15 protein-coding genes are annotated in these 21,050 nt (G+C 60.0%); all 15 read left to right on the top strand.

All coding sequences use genetic code 11. From position 1 onward, the window contains the following. The first annotated feature begins 98 nt into the window (after positions 1-98). The 15 genes from RQ593_RS05980 to RQ593_RS05910 all read left to right on the top strand — a co-directional run bounded on the left by RQ593_RS05980 (position 99) and on the right by RQ593_RS05910 (position 20,929). Entirely contained in the window at positions 99-689 is a 591-nt protein-coding gene (locus tag RQ593_RS05980) for a DUF6318 family protein (RefSeq protein WP_311450085.1), read from the top strand. Positions 690-810: 121 nt separating this feature from the next. Next, positions 811-1,557, top strand: a complete 747-nt coding sequence (locus tag RQ593_RS05975; protein ID WP_311450084.1) for a DUF6318 family protein — start codon at positions 811-813, stop codon at positions 1,555-1,557. Between the two features lie 496 nt (positions 1,558-2,053). Then, on the top strand, positions 2,054-2,815 hold the full coding sequence (locus tag RQ593_RS05970; protein ID WP_311450083.1) for a DUF6318 family protein: 762 nt from the start codon (positions 2,054-2,056) through the stop codon (positions 2,813-2,815). 14 nt (positions 2,816-2,829) lie between these two features. Beyond that, positions 2,830-3,696, top strand: coding sequence for a DUF6318 family protein (locus RQ593_RS05965; RefSeq protein ID WP_304192696.1), 867 nt, complete (start codon positions 2,830-2,832; stop codon positions 3,694-3,696). A gap of 58 nt (positions 3,697-3,754) precedes the next feature. Next, positions 3,755-4,354, top strand: a complete 600-nt coding sequence (locus RQ593_RS05960) for a DUF6318 family protein (RefSeq protein WP_311450082.1) — start codon at positions 3,755-3,757, stop codon at positions 4,352-4,354. Positions 4,355-4,356: 2 nt separating this feature from the next. Next, positions 4,357-5,235 carry a DUF6318 family protein gene (locus RQ593_RS05955; protein WP_311450081.1) on the top strand — a complete coding sequence of 293 codons (879 nt, stop codon included), beginning with the start codon at positions 4,357-4,359 and terminating at the stop codon, positions 5,233-5,235. A gap of 69 nt (positions 5,236-5,304) precedes the next feature. Next, the gene (locus tag RQ593_RS05950) at positions 5,305-5,922 is read left to right on the top strand and encodes a histidyl-tRNA synthetase (protein WP_311450080.1); all 618 of its coding nucleotides are present in this window, start codon (positions 5,305-5,307) and stop codon (positions 5,920-5,922) included. A gap of 244 nt (positions 5,923-6,166) precedes the next feature. Beyond that, complete coding sequence (gene tpiA, locus RQ593_RS05945; RefSeq protein WP_005509126.1) at positions 6,167-6,943, top strand: triose-phosphate isomerase; 777 nt, start codon at positions 6,167-6,169, stop codon at positions 6,941-6,943. Positions 6,944-7,163: 220 nt separating this feature from the next. Next, entirely contained in the window at positions 7,164-7,628 is a 465-nt protein-coding gene (locus RQ593_RS05940; protein ID WP_311450079.1) for a hypothetical protein, read from the top strand. Between the two features lie 108 nt (positions 7,629-7,736). After that, the gene (gene secG, locus RQ593_RS05935; RefSeq protein ID WP_005506130.1) at positions 7,737-7,994 is read left to right on the top strand and encodes a preprotein translocase subunit SecG; all 258 of its coding nucleotides are present in this window, start codon (positions 7,737-7,739) and stop codon (positions 7,992-7,994) included. Between the two features lie 189 nt (positions 7,995-8,183). Beyond that, entirely contained in the window at positions 8,184-9,593 is a 1,410-nt protein-coding gene (locus RQ593_RS05930; protein ID WP_303975027.1) for an SWIM zinc finger family protein, read from the top strand. Between the two features lie 97 nt (positions 9,594-9,690). After that, positions 9,691-12,456: a DUF6493 family protein gene (locus RQ593_RS05925; RefSeq protein WP_311450078.1), complete on the top strand. Its 2,766-nt coding sequence runs from the start codon at positions 9,691-9,693 to the stop codon at positions 12,454-12,456. An 80-nt stretch (positions 12,457-12,536) separates the two neighbouring features. After that, a complete protein-coding gene (locus tag RQ593_RS05920) occupies positions 12,537-15,431 on the top strand; it encodes an endonuclease (RefSeq protein WP_311450077.1) in 2,895 nt (964 codons plus the stop codon). After that, complete coding sequence (locus RQ593_RS05915; RefSeq protein ID WP_311450076.1) at positions 15,424-17,853, top strand: DUF6493 family protein; 2,430 nt, start codon at positions 15,424-15,426, stop codon at positions 17,851-17,853. The genes RQ593_RS05920 and RQ593_RS05915 overlap by 8 nt, the downstream gene beginning before the upstream one ends. 472 nt (positions 17,854-18,325) lie before the next feature. Further along, complete coding sequence (locus RQ593_RS05910) at positions 18,326-20,929, top strand: hypothetical protein (protein WP_311450075.1); 2,604 nt, start codon at positions 18,326-18,328, stop codon at positions 20,927-20,929. The last annotated feature ends 121 nt before the right edge of the window (positions 20,930-21,050 follow it).

Here is a 21,050-nt window from a genome sequence, read left to right as displayed (position 1 = left end):
GCCGCCCGCGAGCAGCCCAGAACCACCTCGGCAACTTGCGAACTTAGCGGCTCGTGAACTCGATAGCTTGTGAATACGGAAATCCAGGGAGGGAAAGAATGACTGTAAACGCTCAAACGCTTTTTGACGAAAAAGACTACACCGGAACATACCCGTATGTTGCCGACCACGTGATCGGGCCCTACACGCCCGCAAACCGGGACCACCCCGCCTACTCGGCACCCGCACCGGGGGTGAGGTACACGTCGAGTGCTTACGAGGTGTCAAACCTGCGCCCCTACCTGGGCTACTACTACGCCTGCCAAAACTACATGATTCTCGCCTCCGAACCGGCAGTTCTGAGGATGGACAATATCAGCGAAGAAATGTTCTTCCCCGCCATTCAGGACCTCTACGAAGAGGGCAGGGGCTGGGTCATTACTCCTAATCCCAAGATTCTGACCATGAACCTGCTGGAGGGGCAGCCGCGCCTCATCGACGAGACGCTAAAAATTGTGGAATGGAACGTGCGGTTCGATATTCTTCCCGAAGTTCAGGTGTACCGCAAAGACACGAACCAGGTGTACCCCATCACCGATTTTGATACGCGCGGCCTGATCCGTGACGGCGCAATACACGGGGCTCTACGCACACAATTCACGAATGAGTGGAGGCCCGTCCAATTCATTTCAGAAAATAGTTTGAGTTAGGGGAGGGGAGAGCAACATGACGAATAACTTTGGTGGACCCGGATACGGCGGACCCGGGTATAACGAGCAACGAGCGTACATGAGGCGTGTGATATCTCGCGCCAGGTTTATACGGGCTGGCGTGTTCGCTGGTGCCGCCCTCGTCGCGATAGCTTTTGGCTGGGGTACCAAACTGCTCAACGAGATGGGTTCGGAGCCTCAAACCGATAAGAAGCGTGACCAGGAATTTGTGCGCATGGAACCCACGGAGAAGTACGATGAGCTCCGTACCTTGGGGCCTTCCTCCGGGCCGCTCGTCTACACGGCATTCGAACGTAAGGGGCGTTTCATTCCTGCTACCGAGGCGCAGGTGGCGCAGAACGTGCCGTACCCTATTCAGCAGCCCGGAATGGATAACTACGACCGCGGCGGCTTGTACGCGTTCTTGGCGTACTTCTTTGCGTCGATGAACTACTTCTACCACACGGGCGATACGGAGCCTCTTTCTAAGGTCACGGACCCCGAAAAGGTGCTACACCCCGAAATTCTTCGCCTGTACAGGGAGAAGCGCGGATGGGTTATTTCGGCTGATAAGAATGTGCTGAACGCCAATGTTGTTGATAATCTTGTTGCGGGTGAAAAGGCTAAAAATACGAGTCGAAATATCCTGGTGAGTACCCTGTACACGACTAAGGCTACGGACCTTGCGTTTTACGTTAAGGAGACGGGAGAGAAGCAGGATATCCGCAAATATTTGAGGTATCTGGGGCGTTTCTCGCTGGCTGTGGAGCATCTGCGCGGGCAGTGGGTGATTGTTGTTGACCGCGACGGCTACAGCAACCGTAACACCTACGAGCCGATCTACCCGCGAGGATTTGGGCAGCTGTAGCTTTCTCTATGTGGCTTCTTTAGGAACCCCCGCCGGGCAGTACTTTCGGTGCTGTGCTGGCGGGGGTTTCTTGCTGGACTTTCCGGGTGGGCTCTTCGCGGTTGGCTGGGGGGAGGTGGAAGCAATGGGAGGCAGGATCCGTCCTGCTGAGTTCGTGCGCAGAGGGTGCGTGTGTTACCTTGAAGGGTGAGCGAGGAAGCTCGTTCACCGTCACATCAACTTCAACTTCCGGAAGCTAAATATATGGTTACTTTTCAGGCTTACGCCGTCCCTGTGCCTTTTCAAGGTGAGTGCGCTGAAGCTCTTACAACGCGGCTCTCACGATGCGGCTCAAGCATCTAACGCCGACAAGTCAGATGCTGACTCGCTAAAGGTATGTATTCGTTTAATAATCTCATTTGTTGTCTGAACAATGAATGTTCTTCGTAAGTTGATGCAGTAGATATTTCAACTCCAACAAATGTAGAAAATTTATGTAACCCCAAGGATTATTGCTGTGAGTATTATTTACCCTACTTCCCGTAGAGGGTTTATGAAGGGCGTGCTTGGCGTTGGTAGCGCCTTAGCTTTGAGTGCCTGCTCATCCACACCAAAAAGCAAAGAGAATAACTCAAAAGAAACCCCTGCGGCAACAGCTAGCGCTTCTCCGAAGCACAATGCCTATGCAAAACCATTCCATGACGATTATGATTACCGCAAGGCAATCAATGATCCGAAAAATGTATTTAATATCGGCATATATGAACCAGCAACGGAAGAACATCCCGCATACGCAGCGCCGCCGCCATACTACAACAGCACATACGAGCGTAATATGACGGCTTCTTCCATGAATATCGCGGTCACTTATTATGCAAATTATCAGAACTATATGCTTCTATCCGGAGACTCGCGACGACTTCATCTTGAAAATATGTTAGGCGGATTGTTCTTCCCCACCATTCAAGAACTCTACGACAACGCTAGTGGCTGGGTCATTACCCCAAACCAGCGAATTCTTAATTTCACGATTCTTGAACCTCAGCCCCGTATTGTGGATGAAGCAAATCACGTATGCGAAATTAACGTTCGATACGACCTGAAACCAGAGGCGAAAATCTTTATCGTGGGGGAGAAAAAGCTCTACCCGATTACTGATTTTGACACTCGCAACATTGTTACAGGTGGGTCCATCTACGGAACTATGGTGTGTCGATTCCTGGACCCCAAGTGGGAAGTAAACTTTACCCCCACATATGGCCCAGTGCAGGGGAACTAAAGGAAAGGAAAACAGTGAAGGAAAACAATAACACCCCTGCTCTTCGGGAATCCTCAACCGGCAATAACCCATCAGAGCAGAAAAAGAACCCCAAAATCTCTCGTCGTGCCCTGTTACTGGGATCTGCTGTAGTAGGCACTGCCGCAGCATCGGGTCTGTATGTAGCTGGCTCAAACTGGAAAGCTTCGCTAAACGAGCGAATCGCGCAAGAAGATGCCTCATGGAAGCGAAACCAAGCACTAGCCGCCGCCGAGCCTGCAACAACAATTGCAGAGGAAAGCCTTAAGAATGCTACAGCGGGTCTATCTGGCCGGCTGGTGTACACCGCATATCGAAAAGATGGTGTCTACGTTCCCGCAACCCGTGAGAGCCCCGCGCAGAATGTACCCTATCCGGTTATCCGCGAGAAGATGAATACATACGATATTTCAGGTATGTACTTGTTCTTCGCTTACTATAACGCCGCAAAGAACTACGGGTATTTGACTGGTGATCTTGAGCCCCTAGCAAAGATTGTTGACCCCGAAAAAGTTATCTTTTCTAATGTGTACGAATTTATCGTCAGTAACCAGGGGTGGATTGTTTCGGATCAAGAAATCGAATCGTATATGGTGGAAACTCCCGGATATAGCAAGCGAAATATTCAAGGACGTAAAGTCTATGAAATGCAGACGGAATTATCGATATATGGAGATGCCTATTTTGTGTATCGCGATACCGGCGAAGTGAAATATTTTCGAGATATGTTTCATACTGACCGACACCCAAGCATTTCTTTCTACGGTGAGTTTTTGGATGGACGTTGGGTAAGCGTTGATGAAAATCTGCAGGGTGATCTCTTATTGCCTAAGGGTGCTTCTGTTGCTGGATATACGAAATAGATTCATGAATTCAAATTAGCGTTAGGTAATGAGAGATGTATTTTAGGAAGGAGAAGAAATGACTGTCGACCCGGAGTGGACTAAAAAATTCTTCAATCAAGAGGACTATAGGGGTGCATACCATCTTGTCGATACTGACATGATTGGAATTTACACCCCAGCAGACCAGCAACACCCTGCATATTCTGCGCCGCCGCCAGATTACAGCTATACGTTTAGTAAATTTCTAACGTCCGCTGATTTGGAATTCTATAATATCTACTATTATCAATGCCAAAACTATATGCTTTTGGCATCCGATTCGCGTCGCCTCGAATATGCAATGACCGCCGAAGAACTATTCTTCCCCGCCATCCAAGATATCTTTGACGACGGAAAAGGCTGGGTTATTACCCCCAACCAACAAATCCTGACCATGCACATTCTCGAAGCGCAGCCGCGCATCCATAACGAAGAACAAAAAATCTTCGACTGGAACGTCAAATTCGACATCCTCCCCGAAGCAAAAGTCTTCCGGAAAGACACCGGGCAGCTACAGCCCATCACCGACTTTGATACGCGCGGACTCCTCCGCGACGGAGCAATCCACGGCACTCTGCGCTCGCGTTTCCTCGATCCTGGATGGGACATCCACTTCATCCCTGAAAAGGAGGCATAACCATGGGACCCCAACGCAAGGAACAGGAGACGAACACCCAGCAGGGTTTCTCTCAGGAAACCCATCCGGCACCGTCTGGTCAGCTACTCGCTCATCAGCAGGAGCCGCGGAAGCCCCGTTTTTCTCGTCGTGCCCTCGCTGTAGCAGGCGTGGGCACGCTCGGCGCTCTGTTCGTTGGTCGAAAGACCGGTATCCTCGCCACCAATGAGGAAAAGCAGGAAATGCGCCTTCTCAAGCGAGATAGGGCACTGATTGCTCTGGAACCTGAAGAGAAGTTTGATGGGCTTGCCAAGCAGGGCGATTCAACTGGTCTGCTTGTCTATACCGCCTACGAGCGCAACGGCAGGTACGTGCCCGCCACCGAAGAGCATGCCGCCCAGAATGTACCCTACCCAGTTCTGCAACCGGGAATGAACGAATATAACCGCGGTGGTTTCTATATTTTTCAGGCGTACTTTTACGCAGCTCTGAACTATTTCTACTACACCGGGGATACTAAGCCGCTCTCTGAAGTGATTAACCCCGAAGAGATTATTTCTCCGGAGCTTTTTCGGCTGTATCGGGAAAACCGCGGCTGGCTTATCGCCAGTCAGGACGTGTATCGTGTGCAAGTCACAATTCCAGGTATCGGTAGACGCCAAAAGAACGGTCGCAATATCAGCGAATACCAGGCAAGGCGACGTATTCGTGATGAAGCTGTCTTCTACGTACCTCAAACGGGGGAGAAGCTACCCATCGATAAGTTCTTGAAGACCGGCGAGGAAGAGTACGCTTTCCTCTGCGCGGAGCACCTGCGCGGTCGCTGGGTGCTGGTGGAAGACGATAAGGACGCCACGCCGCTGTACCCTCCGGGATTCTCCCTCGAAGGGCTAGAGGTCTAAGAACCCACCTTCCCGGTACCCGCACGACATCACCGATAACCACACCACACCAACCACCCTAGGAGACATATGGAACAGTCGCCCCAGAACCCCGGCGCACCCGCGCAGGATAGCACCATGCAGGCTAGCGCCGTGCAGGGTAGCCACTTGCCGGAGAATACAGCGCAGAGTAACGCTATGCAGAGCAACGCTGTACAGGAAAATACCGTGCAGAACAACGCTGCAGAAAGCACCGCGGTAGAAGCCACTGCGGCACCTACCGCAACCACGATCCAGAGCCCCGAGCAAGACCCTGCTCTAGTAGGCACCGCCTCCGCAGCTGCTGCCGAGGCGGTAGCCCCCGCGCCCGCAGAGCCCAAGCGTATGGGTCTGTATGCACTCGTATGTATCCCGGCTGCGGTTCCGCTTGGGGTGTCTATCGGCGGGATACCTCTAATGTGGCTGTACCTGACGTATACAACAGGTCCTAACGCGCCCCGGCTGATTATCATGACCATCATTATCTGGGCGTGCATTGCGTTCACATACTGTGCACTCGTCGCCTGGATCACCGAAGCAATCGCCACTCGCAAGCTACCCTGGGCACAGTCTCTCGGCAAATGTGCACGAGCGATGGCACTCGATACGATCATTATCACCATCATCATTTTTTGTCTGACTGCATCTCTTACCGGTAGCCGCTACTAACACACCGCAGACAAACACCACCGGCAGAATACCGGCAGGGTAGAGCCCCCTAAGCTCCGCCCTGCCGGTACTTCGTATCCGGGCTCAACACGATCAGCGAACGCGGGGTGAAAAATAGTCAACGTGAAGCATAAAACCGCGCCGAACCAGTGAAAATATACCGCCAACCCTCTAAAATAGAAAAGGAAAATTCCGAACAACAACCCCGCACGGCATACCGCGCGGGAAAGCTAAGGAGCGAACTATGTCGCGTAAGCCCCTCATCGCAGGCAACTGGAAGATGAACCTCAACCACGCAGAGGCAGTCACCCTCGTCCAGAAGCTCGCATGGACCCTCGACGACGCAAACTTCAACTTCTCCGCAACCGAAGTAGCCGTCTTCCCGCCCTTCACCGACATCCGCTCCGTGCAGACCCTCGTCGAAGGCGACAAGCTGGACATCCTCTACGGCGGCCAGGACCTCTCCGTCCACGACTCCGGCGCATACACCGGCGAAATCTCCGGCGCATTCCTCTCTAAGCTCGGCGCAACCTTCGTGCTCGTCGGCCACTCCGAGCGCCGCACCTACCACCACGAAAGCGACGAGCTGTGCGCAGCAAAGGTCCAGGCAGCATACAAGCACGGCCTGACCCCCGTCCTCTGCGTCGGTGAGCCCCTCGAAATCCGCGAAGCAGGCACCCACGTCGAGTACACCCTCGAGCAGCTGCGCGGCTCCATCGCAGGTCTGACCGCAGAGCAGGCAGAAACCCTCGTCATCGCATACGAGCCCGTCTGGGCAATCGGCACCGGCAAGGTCGCAACCGCAGACGACGCACAGGAAATGTCCGCAGCAATCCGCGCAGAAATCGCTAAGCTCTACTCCGCAGACGTTGCAGAGAAGGTCCGCGTTCTCTACGGTGGCTCCGTCAAGTCCTCCTCCGCACCCTCCATCATGGGCAAGGAAGACGTGGACGGTGTGCTCGTCGGCGGCGCATCCCTGCAGGCTGACGAGTTCGCAGCAATCGCACGCTTCGACGCATAAAACCCCGACGCACCATAGCGTCTCATAGCGTTACAGCGCCCGGCGGGTACCCACCCGACCGGGCGCTGAACCATTTAACCGCCACCGAGCTAGCGGGGGCAAGGGCCGGGCGTAGAGGCTGGTGTATGAGCCAACTGTAGGAGGCGGGCGCGTTCGCCCCTAACCGCAAAACCCGCCCAGAATACGCCGACCCCGCGGTTCGCCCCGTACACTTAACGGCATGTTCAGCTTTGGTTTTTCCCTGGTCGTCGCAGCCCTCGTCGGCATGATTCTCTACAGCTACCTGCGCAACCGCAAAGTGAGTGCCCCGCGCCTACCCGGTAATGACGGCGGCAACATCGGCTACGCAGGCGGCGCAGAATATCGGGAACCCTCGCCCGAATACCAGTACTTCGAGAGCCGCCGCGACCAGTTCCTCGACCAGCTCTACAGCCGCACCTCCTCACCGGAAATCCCCGTGACCCTCACCCTGCGCGACTGGGTAGACCAGGGCTTCTACGCTGAAGGAGGCGCCTACTGGGCAGCCGCACAGCAGTTCACCTACTACCTCATCGACGGCGGATACGTGCGCGCCTACGACACCGAAGGCGACGAACTCACCGCCCAGCGTGTGCTCACCGACCGCCCCGCAGCCCTGCAGCTGACCCCCAGCGAATACCAGCGCCGTAGCAACCGCGCCGCGTAAAAAGCCGCCTCAACGTGACCGAAAGGCGGCTGTAGCGTATAGTTAAACCCGTCTGTCTGCGCCCCGCAGCCCAGGCACCCCACCAGAAGACAACGAAGGAAGGTCCCCATGGACGTCATCATGAACGTACTCATGGTCATCATCGCCATCACCAGCGTGATCGCAGTGATGCTTGTGCTGCTCAACCGCGGTCAGGGCGGCGGCCTCTCCGACATGTTCGGCGGCGGTATGACCAACTCCCTGAACTCCTCCGGTATGGCGTCCAAGAACCTGATCCGCCTGACCGTCACCGTGATCGTCATCTGGGTTATCGCAGTGGTCCTGTACGGCCTGGCAATGCGCTTCAACGGCCAGATTGTCGTCTAGCCAGAGCCTCTAGCTAGAGCCCGCGCCCACCCCATCAAGGGTGAGCCAATAGAGCTTCTCCCCGGCACTTCTCAACCGAGAATGCCGGGGATTTTTATGCACCAAACGGCAATGACGAAAGCGGTAGCGGGGCGCGAATCTTTACGGCATGATAGGACGTATACACCACATACGAAAGGCAAAGAAGCCATGAGCGCCTACACCCTCGACTACACGTACACCGCCCCGTCAGCCCTCATCGACGGAGCCGACTCCCGCGCGCTCAGCCTCGCCACCAGCGGCGGCAGCACCCCCGAAGGTGCCGCCTCCCACCCGTACTTCTTCTCCGGATTCCTCGAACGAGCAGACGTCTACGCCACCGCACTACTGGTCGTCGCCAGGGTCGCCCGCACCCGCTTCTACGTGCCGCCCAGCTCCCTCGCCGGAGCCCTACGCGCCGCAGACCCCGTCGTCACCAGCACCGCCGAAGGCCTACGCTTCGAATCCTTCAGCGCCTGCTGCGGAGTGTACGCGCGCCTCGACGTTGACTCCAGCGCACTCGACGCCAGCCACAGCGCCGTAGGCGTCACCAACGTAGACGTCAACCCGCCCCTGCGTGCCGCGCTCGCCTCCCTCAGGGCAGGGGAGCCCATCCACCTGAACGTTGGCGACGATGGGCTGCTCACCACGACCCTTGACGGCTCCGTCATGGAAGAAAAAGTGCCGCTGCCCATCCGCTGGCTTAAGGGTTTTGCAGAAACGCAGATGCTTTCATCCCGCATGAGCCCCGTGCACAGCCTGGACGCTGCCGCCGCCCGAACCTTCATCCACTCCCTGCCGCGTAACTCCAGCACCAAGGCGGTGCTGTGGGCAACCCGCGCCGTGCGTTCCCTGCGTCTTGCAACCCGCGCCACCGCCGGATCAGTATGCGTGGCGGGCCCCGAGCGTCTGCGCGTGCTTGAGCCGCTCATCCGCCACATTCAGCGCCTGGACGCCTACAGTGAGCCCGTGACCGCTGGTAACGCGCCCGTGCCCAGCGTGTGGGTGGCGCACCTGCCCGGCGCCCGCCTGAGCATTGGTCTGAGCCCCGAAAAGTCACGCGGGTTCTCCGGTGAAGGGTCCGTGCTGCAGGCGCTGTCTAACCCGAACACCGCCCAGAACGCCGACATGCTCAGCGTGCTGCTCTCCTTCGAGCCGCGCATTGACGTGCCCGTCATGTCTGCCCGCGCCGGCCTGGACGAGGCGGCAACCCGCGACGCCCTCGCCCTGCTGGCTTCCTCCGGTCAGGTTGGTTTTGACGCGCATGCTGGCGAGTATTTCCACCGCCCGCTGCCCGTGCATCCGGAGGCGCTGACCGCCATGCACCCGCGCCTGGTCGGCGCGAAAAAGCTTGCCGACTCCGGCGCTATTGAGCGGGTCGGGGCGGGGGAGCACGGCACCGGTGAGTACAGCGTGCGCAGCGGTGAGAACACGTACACCGTGGTGCTGCCCGCCGACCCGTACGCCGTGGAGGGGTACCTCTGCTCCTGCCCCTGGTGGTTGAAGTACCGCGGTACGCGCGGCCCCTGCAAGCACGCCCTGGCGGTTAGCATTCTCTACCGCGAACACGCCGCCGGCTAGGGTAAACGCCCCGGCGCACCACACCCCAGCACACCACGTACCGCGCTAAAAGACGACGCCCCAAAAGTTCCCCTCAGCTTCTTCACGAAAGACCACCATGAGCAAACGCCCCGAAACGCACACCTTCCCCGAAGGTGTCATCACCGAGCCGCTCCCCGGCGAAGTCATTTACCCGCTCCTCAGGCAACAGAAAACCTGGAGCGACATCATGCACTTCAACCGCAACCTCGCCAACATCCTGGCGGTCGGCGGCACCCTCGAACAGATTTACCGCCGCTGGCAGTACTTCGACATCACCACCACCCCCTACGGCTCCCAGCTCGGTAAAAACACGCCCGGAACCGTCACGCAGGACCGCGTCAAAGCCTACGCAGAGTTCGGCTGGTTCACCGGAGGCGTTGCCATGCGCCTAGCTGAGCTCTACGGCGGGGCGCGCCTCGAACACAACGAGGAATACTACACCGCCCTCATCAACTGCGACCGCGAGCTGATCCTCCCGCTGCTGCGTGAAGATCAGCAACTGCGTGAAGAGCTCATCTGGGGCATGCTCGCCGTCGAAGGCAACCGGGACGTATCCCTCACCCAGCGCGACTCCTACAAGCCCGCACAGAAGGTCAACAACCCCGGCTGGTCCTGCGCCCTCATCGAAGCCACCGAAACCGGGCTGATTAGCCGTGACCGCCTCATTGACGCGCTCTTAAGCTCCCTCATGAGCGACTTTCCGGCGTACCGGGTCGGCTGGTTCTCACGCCTGGTCACCGGACTCAAACTCACCGCCGAAGAAATCGCGGCACGTCAGAGCGAATTTCTGACGCTTTTCTCCTCGCCCATCGGCCCGAGCGTGACCCTCGGAGTGCAGCATATTCACCGCCTCTGGAGTAAAAACCCGCAGGCGCTGGATGCTACCGCATTCGCCTACGCGGCACCCGCCGTATGCGCCGGAACCAAAGCAAACGCACTCAAAATCCTGACCATGCTCCAGGCGCTTTACCGGGCGGGCATCCTCGACGCTGCCGCCTGCGAAGACGCTGTGGTCATGGCGCTCAGCCACACCCACGCGCAGGTTCAAGCCGCCGCCCTCACGCACCTCGAAGAATGGGTGCAGGCGGGCGCCGCAGACGATGCGAGCGCCGAGACTATCGTGTTCGCCGAGCGTGCCCGTGAACTCTACCGCGACTACCGATCCCAGCTGGATCCGCTTGTTGTGGCGCAGATTCAGGAAGATGGCTCGCCGCTGCTTGAAGAGACGCGCGACCCGGAGAATGGTCAGGGGAGCGGTGAGGAAAGCGCCCTCACCGAAGCTACAGGCATTGATGCCGCCGCGGAGGCGCTCGCCGCCTCCCGAGCCGTAATCCACCGGTACTGGGACACCCCCGTGCGCCCCGTTACCGCATCCGACGTGCAAGAACGCGCCCGTGCGCTCCTGCACCACCAGGTCGCGCCCTGCGCCACCCCCGACGCGCTCAACGAAGCAGACCAGCCCGAAACGCACGCCGGATGTGAGCTGGAGCTGGAACTGCTCACCGCCTACCTGCTCAGCGCCGACGGCACCGCGCAGAGCCCGAACCTGCTCGAACAGCTTGTTCCCCTCTGCCTGAAAAAGCTGAACCACTGGGGTTTGACATGGTTCGACATGCGCGCGCACTTGACGGTTCTAGCCGCTGCCGGGAAGCTGCGTGAGCGCGAGCAGGCATCGGAGATGACCCAGAGGGAAGATCCCGGTACGGTGCCGAACCTGCACTACATGTACTCCCGTCACGCCGCGTTCTTCAGCACCGGCTTCAAGGACGCCCTCGGCGTATTGAAGAGCAGCCAGAGCTACACGCCGCTCGCCACCCCTGAACTGCTCGGCGGGTGGGTGTATCCGGATACCCTGGTGCGCCGGTACGCCAAGAACCTGGCTGATGGAGCCCCCATCCTGCGCCCGGATTTCACGGCGGCGCTACTGCGTGTGCGTGTGCCGGAGGTTCTGCCTCCGTATGCTACCGATGAGCAGCGGCAGGAGGCGCAGAGCCGCCGCGCTGAGGCGCTGACCCTGCTTGAAAGCCTCGAAGAGCAATACGTGAAGAACGCTCAGGAGGACGCTCCGCGCTCTGCACCTACCCAGATTCGCGTGCTCCGCTCCGCCCTCGACAGCACCCTCGCCACCGGGCGCGTCAACCCCTACCTGGAATCCATCACGGTAACCCAGCGGGAAAAAAGCTGGGGCCTTCAGCTGAACGGGGTGGCGCACGGTGCTTCCACCCCCGAGCTGAACGCTTTCCGTGGCCTCGCCACCGCCCACCACGACGAAGAAGGACAGTACGCCCTGCTCTACCCGGCGCGGGCAGAACCGCTGGCTTTCTACTGCGCTAGCAGCAACTGGTACACCTTGGATCACAGCGCCTTCGACCGCGGGCTCTACCTGGCTTTGGCGGCGCATCCCGGCGGGTGGGGTCCCGCCTGCGCATTCGTGTTCGCCGCGGGTTTCTCGGAGCAACGCGTCGAAATTCGTTCCCTCGCCGTGGAAATCATGCACCGCGCGCTGGACGACCAGCTCAGCCTTGAGGACGCCACGGCAGGCTTCGTGAATTTTGTACCGTTGGCGATGCTGAACCGTTGGGCGCTCGCCCTGACCGACTTCGCCCAGCTGGATGCGCGGGCAGCTGTGCGCTTCTTCGCGCGCCTCATACCGCATCTGGATACCGGGGCGAACTCGCTCGGTAAGCTGCTGGGCGCTTTCAGCCAGGCGTTGGCGACTCTCGACTCCGCCACCCGTGCACAGCTCGTGGATGAGCCGCTGCGTGCCTGGTTGGGTACGCTGACCGGTTCTTCGCAGAAGGCGCGGTACGCCCGGAATATCCTCAACCAGGTGCAGGGCTAACCGCTCAACCCCCGCGCCCGTTCAACGCCTCCGTTTGACTCTTTACGACCATTCACCATCAACTCTGAAAGCAGGTACCAATGACTGATACCGCCCAGCCGCATAACCCTAGCGAGCACAGCGCAGATGAGCGCACTCTCGAAGAGCGCCGCGCTGCCCTCAAAGCCCTCATGGCGGCAGAATCAACTGACGTGCAGGAATACCACGCCGTCATCACAGGCGCCACCGAGGAGGAGCGCGCCTCCCTCGCCCGAACCCTCACCCCCAGGAGCGTGATTGGTAGCGACTACATTAACCGCACCCCGCTCGCCGCATACGTTGCCGGGGCGCTCGTGCGCACCCCCGACGGCGACCCGTGGGAATACCACCGCTCCGCCGGTCGCGCCATGCGCACCCTGCTCTGGGAAGGTAAACCCGATCAGCAGCTGATTGACGCGTTCCTGCTCGGCGCCACCGAACGCCCCGAGGAGTGGATTCTGCGTTTTATTGAGGGCCTCCCGAACTCTTGGGCGCGCTCGAAGAAGATCTGGGAAACCTGCTACACGCTGCTTCGCGCCCGAAACCTGAGCTGCGATGCCCCCGAATACCTGGTCCTTTTCCTGCACGAAGCCCTGCCCTGCGTGAAGAAGGGCAGCGCCAGTAATCACGCCCAGCTCAAAACCTTCTTCACTCGCGATATGACCCTGCTCGACCAGGAGTTTTGGGCTGTCTTCCGCACCGAAGGGGTGCTCTTCAAGGGATACGGCAACTACATGGGCGAAAGCGCCGAACTGTGCCGCCTGATGGGCGAATACTTCGACATTCGCGACGAGATTCTGGACGCCCTACTGCGTGGCCTGACCAGCGATTTCAGTGCCTTCAACTCGGCGGCGTTCCACTCCGTCTACACCGACCTGCAGCCCACCGACGCAGAAAACCGGGCACGCTTCGCGCAGCTTATGGCTGTCCTCACCGCAGAGCCCAGCGCATCGGTTGGTTTCGCCCAGACCATGCTGCAGAACGTGCTCAAAGCCTGCGCACCCGCTGCCCTGCAGAAGAACGAAAACGCAGAGCTGGCACCGCTCGAACAGGTTGAGCTGGAACAGCTCATCGACGCACTCGGCGCGAACCTCTACCGCACCGAAAAGAAGATTCAGCGCGGCGCCCTGCGCCTGCTCAAGCTCATCGCCACCCAATACGCCGGTTTGAGCAAAGCCAAGCGCAAGAAGGCACAAACCGCCGAGCAGCTGGCGCTCGCCAACTACGTTGCTGAGCGCATCCTTGAGGCTTACGAGGTGCTACCCCTGGAACTGCGCGGTGCCGCGGAAGCCTGCCTACCCGAAGACCGCCTACCCCAGGCGGAAGAGGCGGCGGCGGGCGCCTCCGTAGAGGTACCGCCGGTGCTCTTGCCCGGTACCCCGCGCTATGAGCCGTTCACCCCCATTGCGGATCTGAACGAGTTCTGCACTCTCATCACGGAGGAGTCGAATACCACCTCCGGCCGAATTACCGGGGACGAATCTCCCCGCACTAGGGGAGAGAACCTGGCTCGTCTTTACCACTTTGCCGCGACCGACAAGCTGGCACCGGCGGAACAGCAGCAGCTTCGTACCCTGCGCAAAATTGCTGACCATTACAGCTACAACAACGTCGCGTACATGCCTGCGCTCTGCGCCGTGTTGGAAGCTAACGCCGAGGCCGCGGGATACAAGTCTGAGGAAATTTCCGAAATGGCTTCGATCATGCAGCGTTTTGAACGTAGCCAGCTGATATGGCGGCGCTCCAGCGACCATAGCAAGCTCATTTCTACAGAAGAGATGGTGCGCCTGGTCGTCCAGAATAAGCACCACCTCTGGGACCCTGGCTACACGTCGCTAGAAGGCTACCGTGACCTCTACAAGATCTTCCGCGAGCAGATGCGTGCCGTCGCCGCCGGGGGAGAGTACCACACAGAAGGTCGCACGGTGCGCCTGCTGAGCGCACCACTACCCGCCCGTCAGCTTACCTACAGCGACTGGACTTATCGCACTGTTTCTGCCCTGGATATCCCCTGGAGCCTCTACTATTCCGGCCTTAATGACAGCAAGGTTGAGGAATACCGTAAAGCTAGCCAAGCGGGAGAACCCACCGGAGAATTTGTTGCCGCCGACTTTGTTCGTCATGAACCGATGTGGCAGGTCGAGAGCGATATCACGGATACCGTGGATGAGGCGCGCGAGGCGCTGAGCCACGCAACCGCTAGCATGAGCCCCGAGGAGACCATCGCCTACGAGGTACTGAACACCGCGTTCATTCCCTTCACCTTTTTGCCGAATGCTTCTGAATCGTACGGCTGGCAGGGCGACTTCATGACGGCGCTTACCGAATGGGCGTCCTGGCTGCTTCAGAACAACCCGGACCTACTCTCTGCATACTTCCTGTTTGCCGCTTCGGAGTGCGTTGAGGAGAAGACCGTCACCCCCATTCCCGTACTCATGCGCGCGTTGAGGGAATCCACCGTGCAGGTGGGCGCCCCGACCTGCACTCTGCTCGGCTACGTGGCGAGCGCGAAGAATCCTGAGTACCGTCTGGCGGCGGCAGAGACCATTGCGGCACTCTTTGAGGCGGGCCTGCTGGATACAGGAACCTTCGCGGAGACCCTGAAGTGGGCTCTGGAGGACGGGATGGTTCTTCCGAATCGTCTGGTGGCGACCCTGCGTGAGGTGTCGGCTATTAGTCCGCTGGCGGGTTGGCGTGTGTTGCAGGTTCTGCGCATGCTGCTGCCGATGGTTGATGGGCTGACGAAGGGCGGCGACTATGTGCGTCTTGCCGTGGAGCTTGCCGAACTATACGGTGTGGCTGTCGAAATCCCCGCCGAGCTGGAACCGAAGATGAAGGGCTCCACAGTCATGGCGAAGGCACTACGCGCCTTAGCCGCTGTGCCTGCCCGCGAGACCGAAGAGGCGCTTGCCGCCCGCGAAGCTGCGCTCGCCCTGCTGGGGGAGAGCGATGCCTAATACTGTGCCTATTGCAGTGTCTGAAGGTGTGCATCCCGCGGTGCCTGCGTGGAGTGCCGAATACCTGCAGAATTTCCTGTGGCGCCTAGTGCCGGGTCGTTCTATGCGCTCTATGGATGATGAGGCGATTGCCGATTTTTTCAGGGAGCACCCGGAACACTGGGAAAAAGTCTGGGCGCTGTTTACCGTGGAGGGTGCCTTGCCCTCGAATGGTCTAGCGATCTGGTTTATTTATGATGCGCAGCTGACCATCTGCGGTCATGATTTCCTCGTGTATTTGGCGGAGCATTTTCCGCAGTATCGTGCTCGGATTGAGGAGGAGTGTCTTCAGACGCTGCTACGTGATTATGCGCCGCAGAACGCCCGCGTTTTCTCGCGTGCCTTTGAGGCTCTGACGGCGGTTCCGAAGGGGCTGCGCGGTGCTGAACGTCAGCAGGCTTTGGCGGCTCAGGCGCAATCCTATGCTCGGCTCGGGGCGCTGATTCCGGCGTTGTTGGCTTCGCCGGTGGCGACCACGGCTGCTGTGGGTGCGCAGATGTTGCAGAGTATTCTGCAGGTTTGCGCGCCCTCTGGCGGTTCTGCCCCCGCCGGTCAGGTGCCGTTGACTGCTGGTGAGCTTCAAACCCTGGTGGTGGAGGCGCTACCTGCCGCCGCGCAGTTGCTGTTCCGGCGTGAGAAGAAGCTGATGACCGCCGGTTTGAAGGTGCTTGAGTTGAGTGTTCGGGCGGTGCCGGAACGTGCTGCTGAGGTCTCTGGCTATGTGCAGGATGCTGTGGAGGTTCTTCCTCTGGAGCTCAAGGACCGCGCCAGGAAGCTGTGCCTCGGCACTGCGCCAGCACAGCCTAGTTCGATTCAGTCGAGCTCGACTCAGCCCGCCTCAGATCAGGCCGCATCAGATCAGCAACCCCGTAGCGTGCAAATCCCGGATGTCCCTGCCCTTGGGTTCTCGGCCTCTGAGCTGAACGCCGCCCTCAACGCGGCGCCGCAGGCTGGGCGCGCATCCGAGGCTACCCGGGACGCTATTCGGGACGACCGAGACTGCGAAGAGTTGCTGTTCGCCCTCTACCACCTCAATGAGAGGGAGCAGTCTGTCCGCTGCATTCCGGCGCTGCTGAGCTACCTGCACCGGGCGCATCAGGAGGGGCGAATCATCGAGTTCAGTCCCGCTTTTCAGAAGCATCTGCGCCGCTACCTGAGCCGTACCTGGCATGACGTTTGCGACCAATTGCGCTACCTCGCCTACCGGCTGCTGGTCCAGCATGTACACGCCGCAGACCCTGACCCGCAAGCGGCACTTGCCGAGCACACGGGCCGTTTTCAGGGTGCTGATTTTCATTTTAGGGGGTACCCGCGCAAGGGTAGCGAATATTGGGCGTACCGTTCGCCCACGGCACTATTCCACGAGCAGCTTCGTGTTGCGTTCGGGGATCAGCCCTATAGTAGCGAGGGTGCGGCTGGGCAGGGCTTTGCGCCTCTGCTGGCTGAGCCGCTGCCTGCGGTGGAGCGTTCTTTTGAGCGCACGGTGATTCGTTTCAAGTCGTACCGTGAGGCGTTTCCGAAGGTTTTGCACGGCGAGTATGAGGTGAATGATTCCACCTATGAGCTGTGGCAGGTGCCGGGGGAGGAGCTAGCCACGGAGCGGAGTACGTTCACGGCGGCGGCATACACGGTGGCTGGTGCCTGTGTGGAGTATCCGGGGCGTTCCCTGGAACATGCCGAGGTGTCGTCTGTTGCCCTAGTATGTGGCTGGTACGCCTGGGCGATGCGCCACAACCCGGACCTCCTGGCTGCGCAGTATAAGCCGCTGCTGAGCGTGTATCAGTTCTCTCGCCTTCACGGTTTTGAGGAGGTTATGCAGGCGCTCGGTGCGGCAGAGCGTGCTCTGGGTGTGCCGTCGTATAACTTCCTGGCGTGGGCTTCTGTAGTATACGCCCCGGAGCGTCGTGCGTTGACGGCGGAGACTATTGCGTTCCTCATAGACCGCGGCAACTGGGACGCGCACCTTTTTGCCCGCGAGCTCGGGTACCTGCTGGAACATGGCTGGTTCGGGGCGAATCGCCTGGTGCAGACGCTGAACGATGCCGCTTCGCTGAGCCCCTTGGCGGGGTGGTCTATCTTCCAGACGGTGCGCCAGATTCTTCCGGTGCTCCCGCAGGTGAGGCAGAGTGCTCCCATCGTGAAGCTTGCCGTGGAGCTTGCCGAGCTGTACGGCACGCCGGTTGAGATTCCCGCCGTCCTGGAACCGAAGATGAAGGGCTCCACAGTCATGGCGAAGGCACTACGCGCCCTGGCCGCCGTGCCTGCCCGCGAGACCGAAGAGGCGCTTGCCGCCCGCGAAGCTGCGCTCGCCCTGCTGGGTGGAGAAACCTCGAGCGGAGACACCTCGGGCGGAGGCACCTCACCGGCAGGCACTGAAGGGTAGATCACGGTAGGGGAGTCATAGGGGAGCACCCCGTAACTGCGCCGCCGTATCTGCCCCCCCCTACGCGCGCAACCCTGTGTACCCAACCTCGTGCACGAAACCTCGTGCACCCAACCGCACTCACCGCCCCGTGACGAAACGGCTTGACCACCGTCGCGGGGCGGGAGTACTCTATAGGTAATGGCGGATCATGAAGAGTCCTACTTTCTGAAATATCTTTTTCTTATATTTGTCGGATTCTTCGCTTCCCGCCATTTTTCTTTTAACCGCCGTTCCCACCGCGATGACGGGGCGCAGATGACTGGCGAGCCCCGCACGGAATGACGTAACCGCCTGTTTCCCGGCGAATACGCACCCCCGCAGGTCACCGATGACCAAACGCAACGACAACCCGCGCCCACGCCGCTACGATAAGAACATAAACACACCACCGACGGTGACAGTCGGGTGAGACCAACGGAAAGGACGACCCGTGACTACCCCCTACGACGCATCCCCCTACCTGCAGGAATCACCCTACCTCAACGAATCCGCATACCTTCACGGCGAAGCGCCCGAAGGCCTCAGCCCCCTCGTGCGCCTCATCCTGATGCGCCGCTACGGCGTGTACGTCTTCACCGACCTGTACGGCCCCTACTACCGCTCGAACTACTCGAGCATTAATGAGCGGCACCAGGCCGGTGTATTCGACACCGACCTGGGGCGAGTGTCCGCCCTGAGCAATTGCGGTCTGACCCTCAGCGAGGAATCCCTCGCCCAGGCGTTGAAGGTCAGCACCAACGAATTTGCCCTGTTCTTGACCATCTGGTCCTACGAGTACGGGTACCGCCCCGGCCGCGTGTTCCGCCGCGACTTTGATTTGCGCGCCCTGACGCTCACCGAGGAGCAGCGCTACACCGAGCAGATCATGCACTACCTCTCCAACCCGTACTACAACCCGGACGGCACGGAGCGCATCGTTGGCGGTCTGCCCGAGAACTACGTGCCCTACGAGTGGCAGCAGCCGCTGAGCCGCACCAACCTCATCGGTATGGAACGCAATCGCCGCCCCCTGCAGATGGTCAGCGGCGTGCAGAACGCCCTGATCATGGCGGACGCCCTCTACCAGCAGCTGCTCGGTCAGCAGCAGGCGTACAACCAGACCGACCAGCGCGACCTCGTGGCGCTGCGCCGCTTCCTCGCGCAGCATGATGCGCTGCCGGCAGCTCGACCGGAGAACAGCAGCCGCGAGAACCGCGTGTTCATCGCCGCCTGCCTGCACCCTGAAGACGCCGAACGTCTGCACACCATGAAGGAGGCGCTCGCCCTCGCCGCCGCCTACTCGCGCCTGCGCTTCAACGGCACGGTGGGCGACCTGAGCCTGAGCACCGCGCCGCGCCTGAAGCTGCGCCGCAACGAACGCACCCGCATCGCGCACCTGCTCAATCGCATCATTGAGGCTGATCCGGTCGGTGCCCGCTACGACAGCGCGCCCGGTGCCGAAATGTACAAGCGCCTCGTCAAGGCGATTCACCCCGGCGACTACCCGTCACTGACCGCGCTGAGCCGCTGGGCTGACGACCTGTACCGCGGTGAGGTGTACAGCTTCGAGTCGCTGGTGGACCGCGCCTACGCAACCCGGGATGCCCAGAACGTGGCTCGTCTGCTGTCCACGCGTCCGGGTGTGTTTGCGCGCCAGCTGGTGCGTGCCCTGGATGCTTTTGAGGCGCCGCGCTATGGTATCGACACCGCCCCGAGCCCCGGCCAGCAGGTCATCTTTGACGCGTTCGCCGCCGTGGCGCCGCGCGTTTCCGCGCCCATCCTGGTGCAGATTCGCAACCTGGTGACCCTGCAGCGCAACGCACTCGCGAACCCGCCGAAGGCGCGCCCCGCCAACCCGGTTGCGGTGCAGGAGGACCGGGAGCTCGCTAATTACGCGCGCCGCAACCCGGAAGGCGTCGCCAGGGTTCAGAACATTATGCAGAACGCGGGCATCCCGAACCCGCTGGGTTCGTTCTTCGGGGATAATTCCGGTCCGGAGAACCCGCTACCGTCCATTCCGGTCGGTTCCGAGAGCCCCGCGAGCCAGCGCGAGGAGCGCCGCAAGGCATCAGCTCAGAAGGATCAGCCTGCCGCCCCGCAGCGCATGAACCTGTCCAAGACCGGCATCGCCACCATGATTCCGGCGCGCGAGTACAGCCCGGCGGTGCTGGACCTGCTGGAACGCCTGGTTGAGATTGGTCTGTCCGGCCGCCTTGCCGAGACCAGCATCTACCTGCCCGAGCAGGTGGGGGACATGGTCATGCCGCTGAACACCCGCAGCGCCCGCCCCTCCCTGGACGGTATGGGCCGCTACAACACCTCCACGGTGCACCTGCCGCCCACCGGCGTGATTCGCCTCTTCTGCTTCTGGGATGAGGGCGTGGACATTGACCTGTCGCTGATGATGTTCGACGCCGAAGGCAACTACATGGACAAGATCAGCTACTGGTCGCAGACCGTGAAGAACAGCCAGGGCGCCATTTACGCGCACCACTCCGGCGATATTACCGACGGTACCGGCGGCGCCTGGGAGTACATCGACATTGAGGCTCGCAAGGCGCTCAAGGCGGAGGTGTGCTACCTCGTGCCGGTGGTGCAGCTGTACTCAGGTTTCGGGCAGACAAGTACCCTGGACGCGGTGAACGACCTGCAGGCGGGCTTCATGGTGGTGCCCGCCGTGGGTGTGGGTGAGGTGCACGAGGTGAGCCAGGTGCACACCAAGTTCGCCCTGCGCGCTGAGAGCCGCGGCGTGCTGCCGTTCATCGTGGACCTGCAGAACCGCGACCCGTACGACATTCCCGATGAGACTGACGCTATCGTGAAGGTGACGGATATCGGTCTTGCCCGCGGCATTAACGTGCTGCAGTCCGGCGCGAACATTACCGCCGTGCGTGAGCACTTTGATTGGGCGCAGCCGATGACGGTGCGCGAGTACCTGCAGCTGACCGGCGCGAAGCTCGTCCCGACCGCCGAGGAGGCGCAGGAGGTGCTGGAGGCGACGGTTCCGTCGCTGGCGGCGCTGTACGTGGGCTTCGAGGCGGGCGAATCTTCGTAAGGAGCAAGAACCGTAGAATCCTGCCGCCCCTGAGAAGTAGCGCGCGGCATAGAAAAGGGTGGAGCCCCGGATAGTCACCTATCCGGGGCTCCACCCTTTATCCAGTGCAGTTCAGAACCGA

This window comes from uncultured Rothia sp., from assembly GCF_963507905.1.
Classification (GTDB): domain Bacteria; phylum Actinomycetota; class Actinomycetes; order Actinomycetales; family Micrococcaceae; genus Rothia.
This window is presented reverse-complemented; position numbering and strand designations above follow the sequence as displayed.

What these genes read in the sequence shown, in the direction of transcription:
- RQ593_RS05915 (WP_311450076.1), top strand. Translation starts at nt 15,424, where the DNA reads ATGCCTAATACTGTGCCTATTGCAGTGTCTGAAGGTGTGCATCCCGCG.
- RQ593_RS05960 (WP_311450082.1), top strand. Translation starts at nt 3,755, where the DNA reads ATGACTGTCGACCCGGAGTGGACTAAAAAATTCTTCAATCAAGAGGAC.
- RQ593_RS05940 (WP_311450079.1), top strand. Translation starts at nt 7,164, where the DNA reads ATGTTCAGCTTTGGTTTTTCCCTGGTCGTCGCAGCCCTCGTCGGCATG.
- RQ593_RS05920 (WP_311450077.1), top strand. Translation starts at nt 12,537, where the DNA reads ATGACTGATACCGCCCAGCCGCATAACCCTAGCGAGCACAGCGCAGAT.
- RQ593_RS05980 (WP_311450085.1), top strand. Translation starts at nt 99, where the DNA reads ATGACTGTAAACGCTCAAACGCTTTTTGACGAAAAAGACTACACCGGA.
- RQ593_RS05925 (WP_311450078.1), top strand. Translation starts at nt 9,691, where the DNA reads ATGAGCAAACGCCCCGAAACGCACACCTTCCCCGAAGGTGTCATCACC.
- RQ593_RS05955 (WP_311450081.1), top strand. Translation starts at nt 4,357, where the DNA reads ATGGGACCCCAACGCAAGGAACAGGAGACGAACACCCAGCAGGGTTTC.
- secG (WP_005506130.1), top strand. Translation starts at nt 7,737, where the DNA reads ATGGACGTCATCATGAACGTACTCATGGTCATCATCGCCATCACCAGC.
- tpiA (WP_005509126.1), top strand. Translation starts at nt 6,167, where the DNA reads ATGTCGCGTAAGCCCCTCATCGCAGGCAACTGGAAGATGAACCTCAAC.
- RQ593_RS05950 (WP_311450080.1), top strand. Translation starts at nt 5,305, where the DNA reads ATGGAACAGTCGCCCCAGAACCCCGGCGCACCCGCGCAGGATAGCACC.
- RQ593_RS05930 (WP_303975027.1), top strand. Translation starts at nt 8,184, where the DNA reads ATGAGCGCCTACACCCTCGACTACACGTACACCGCCCCGTCAGCCCTC.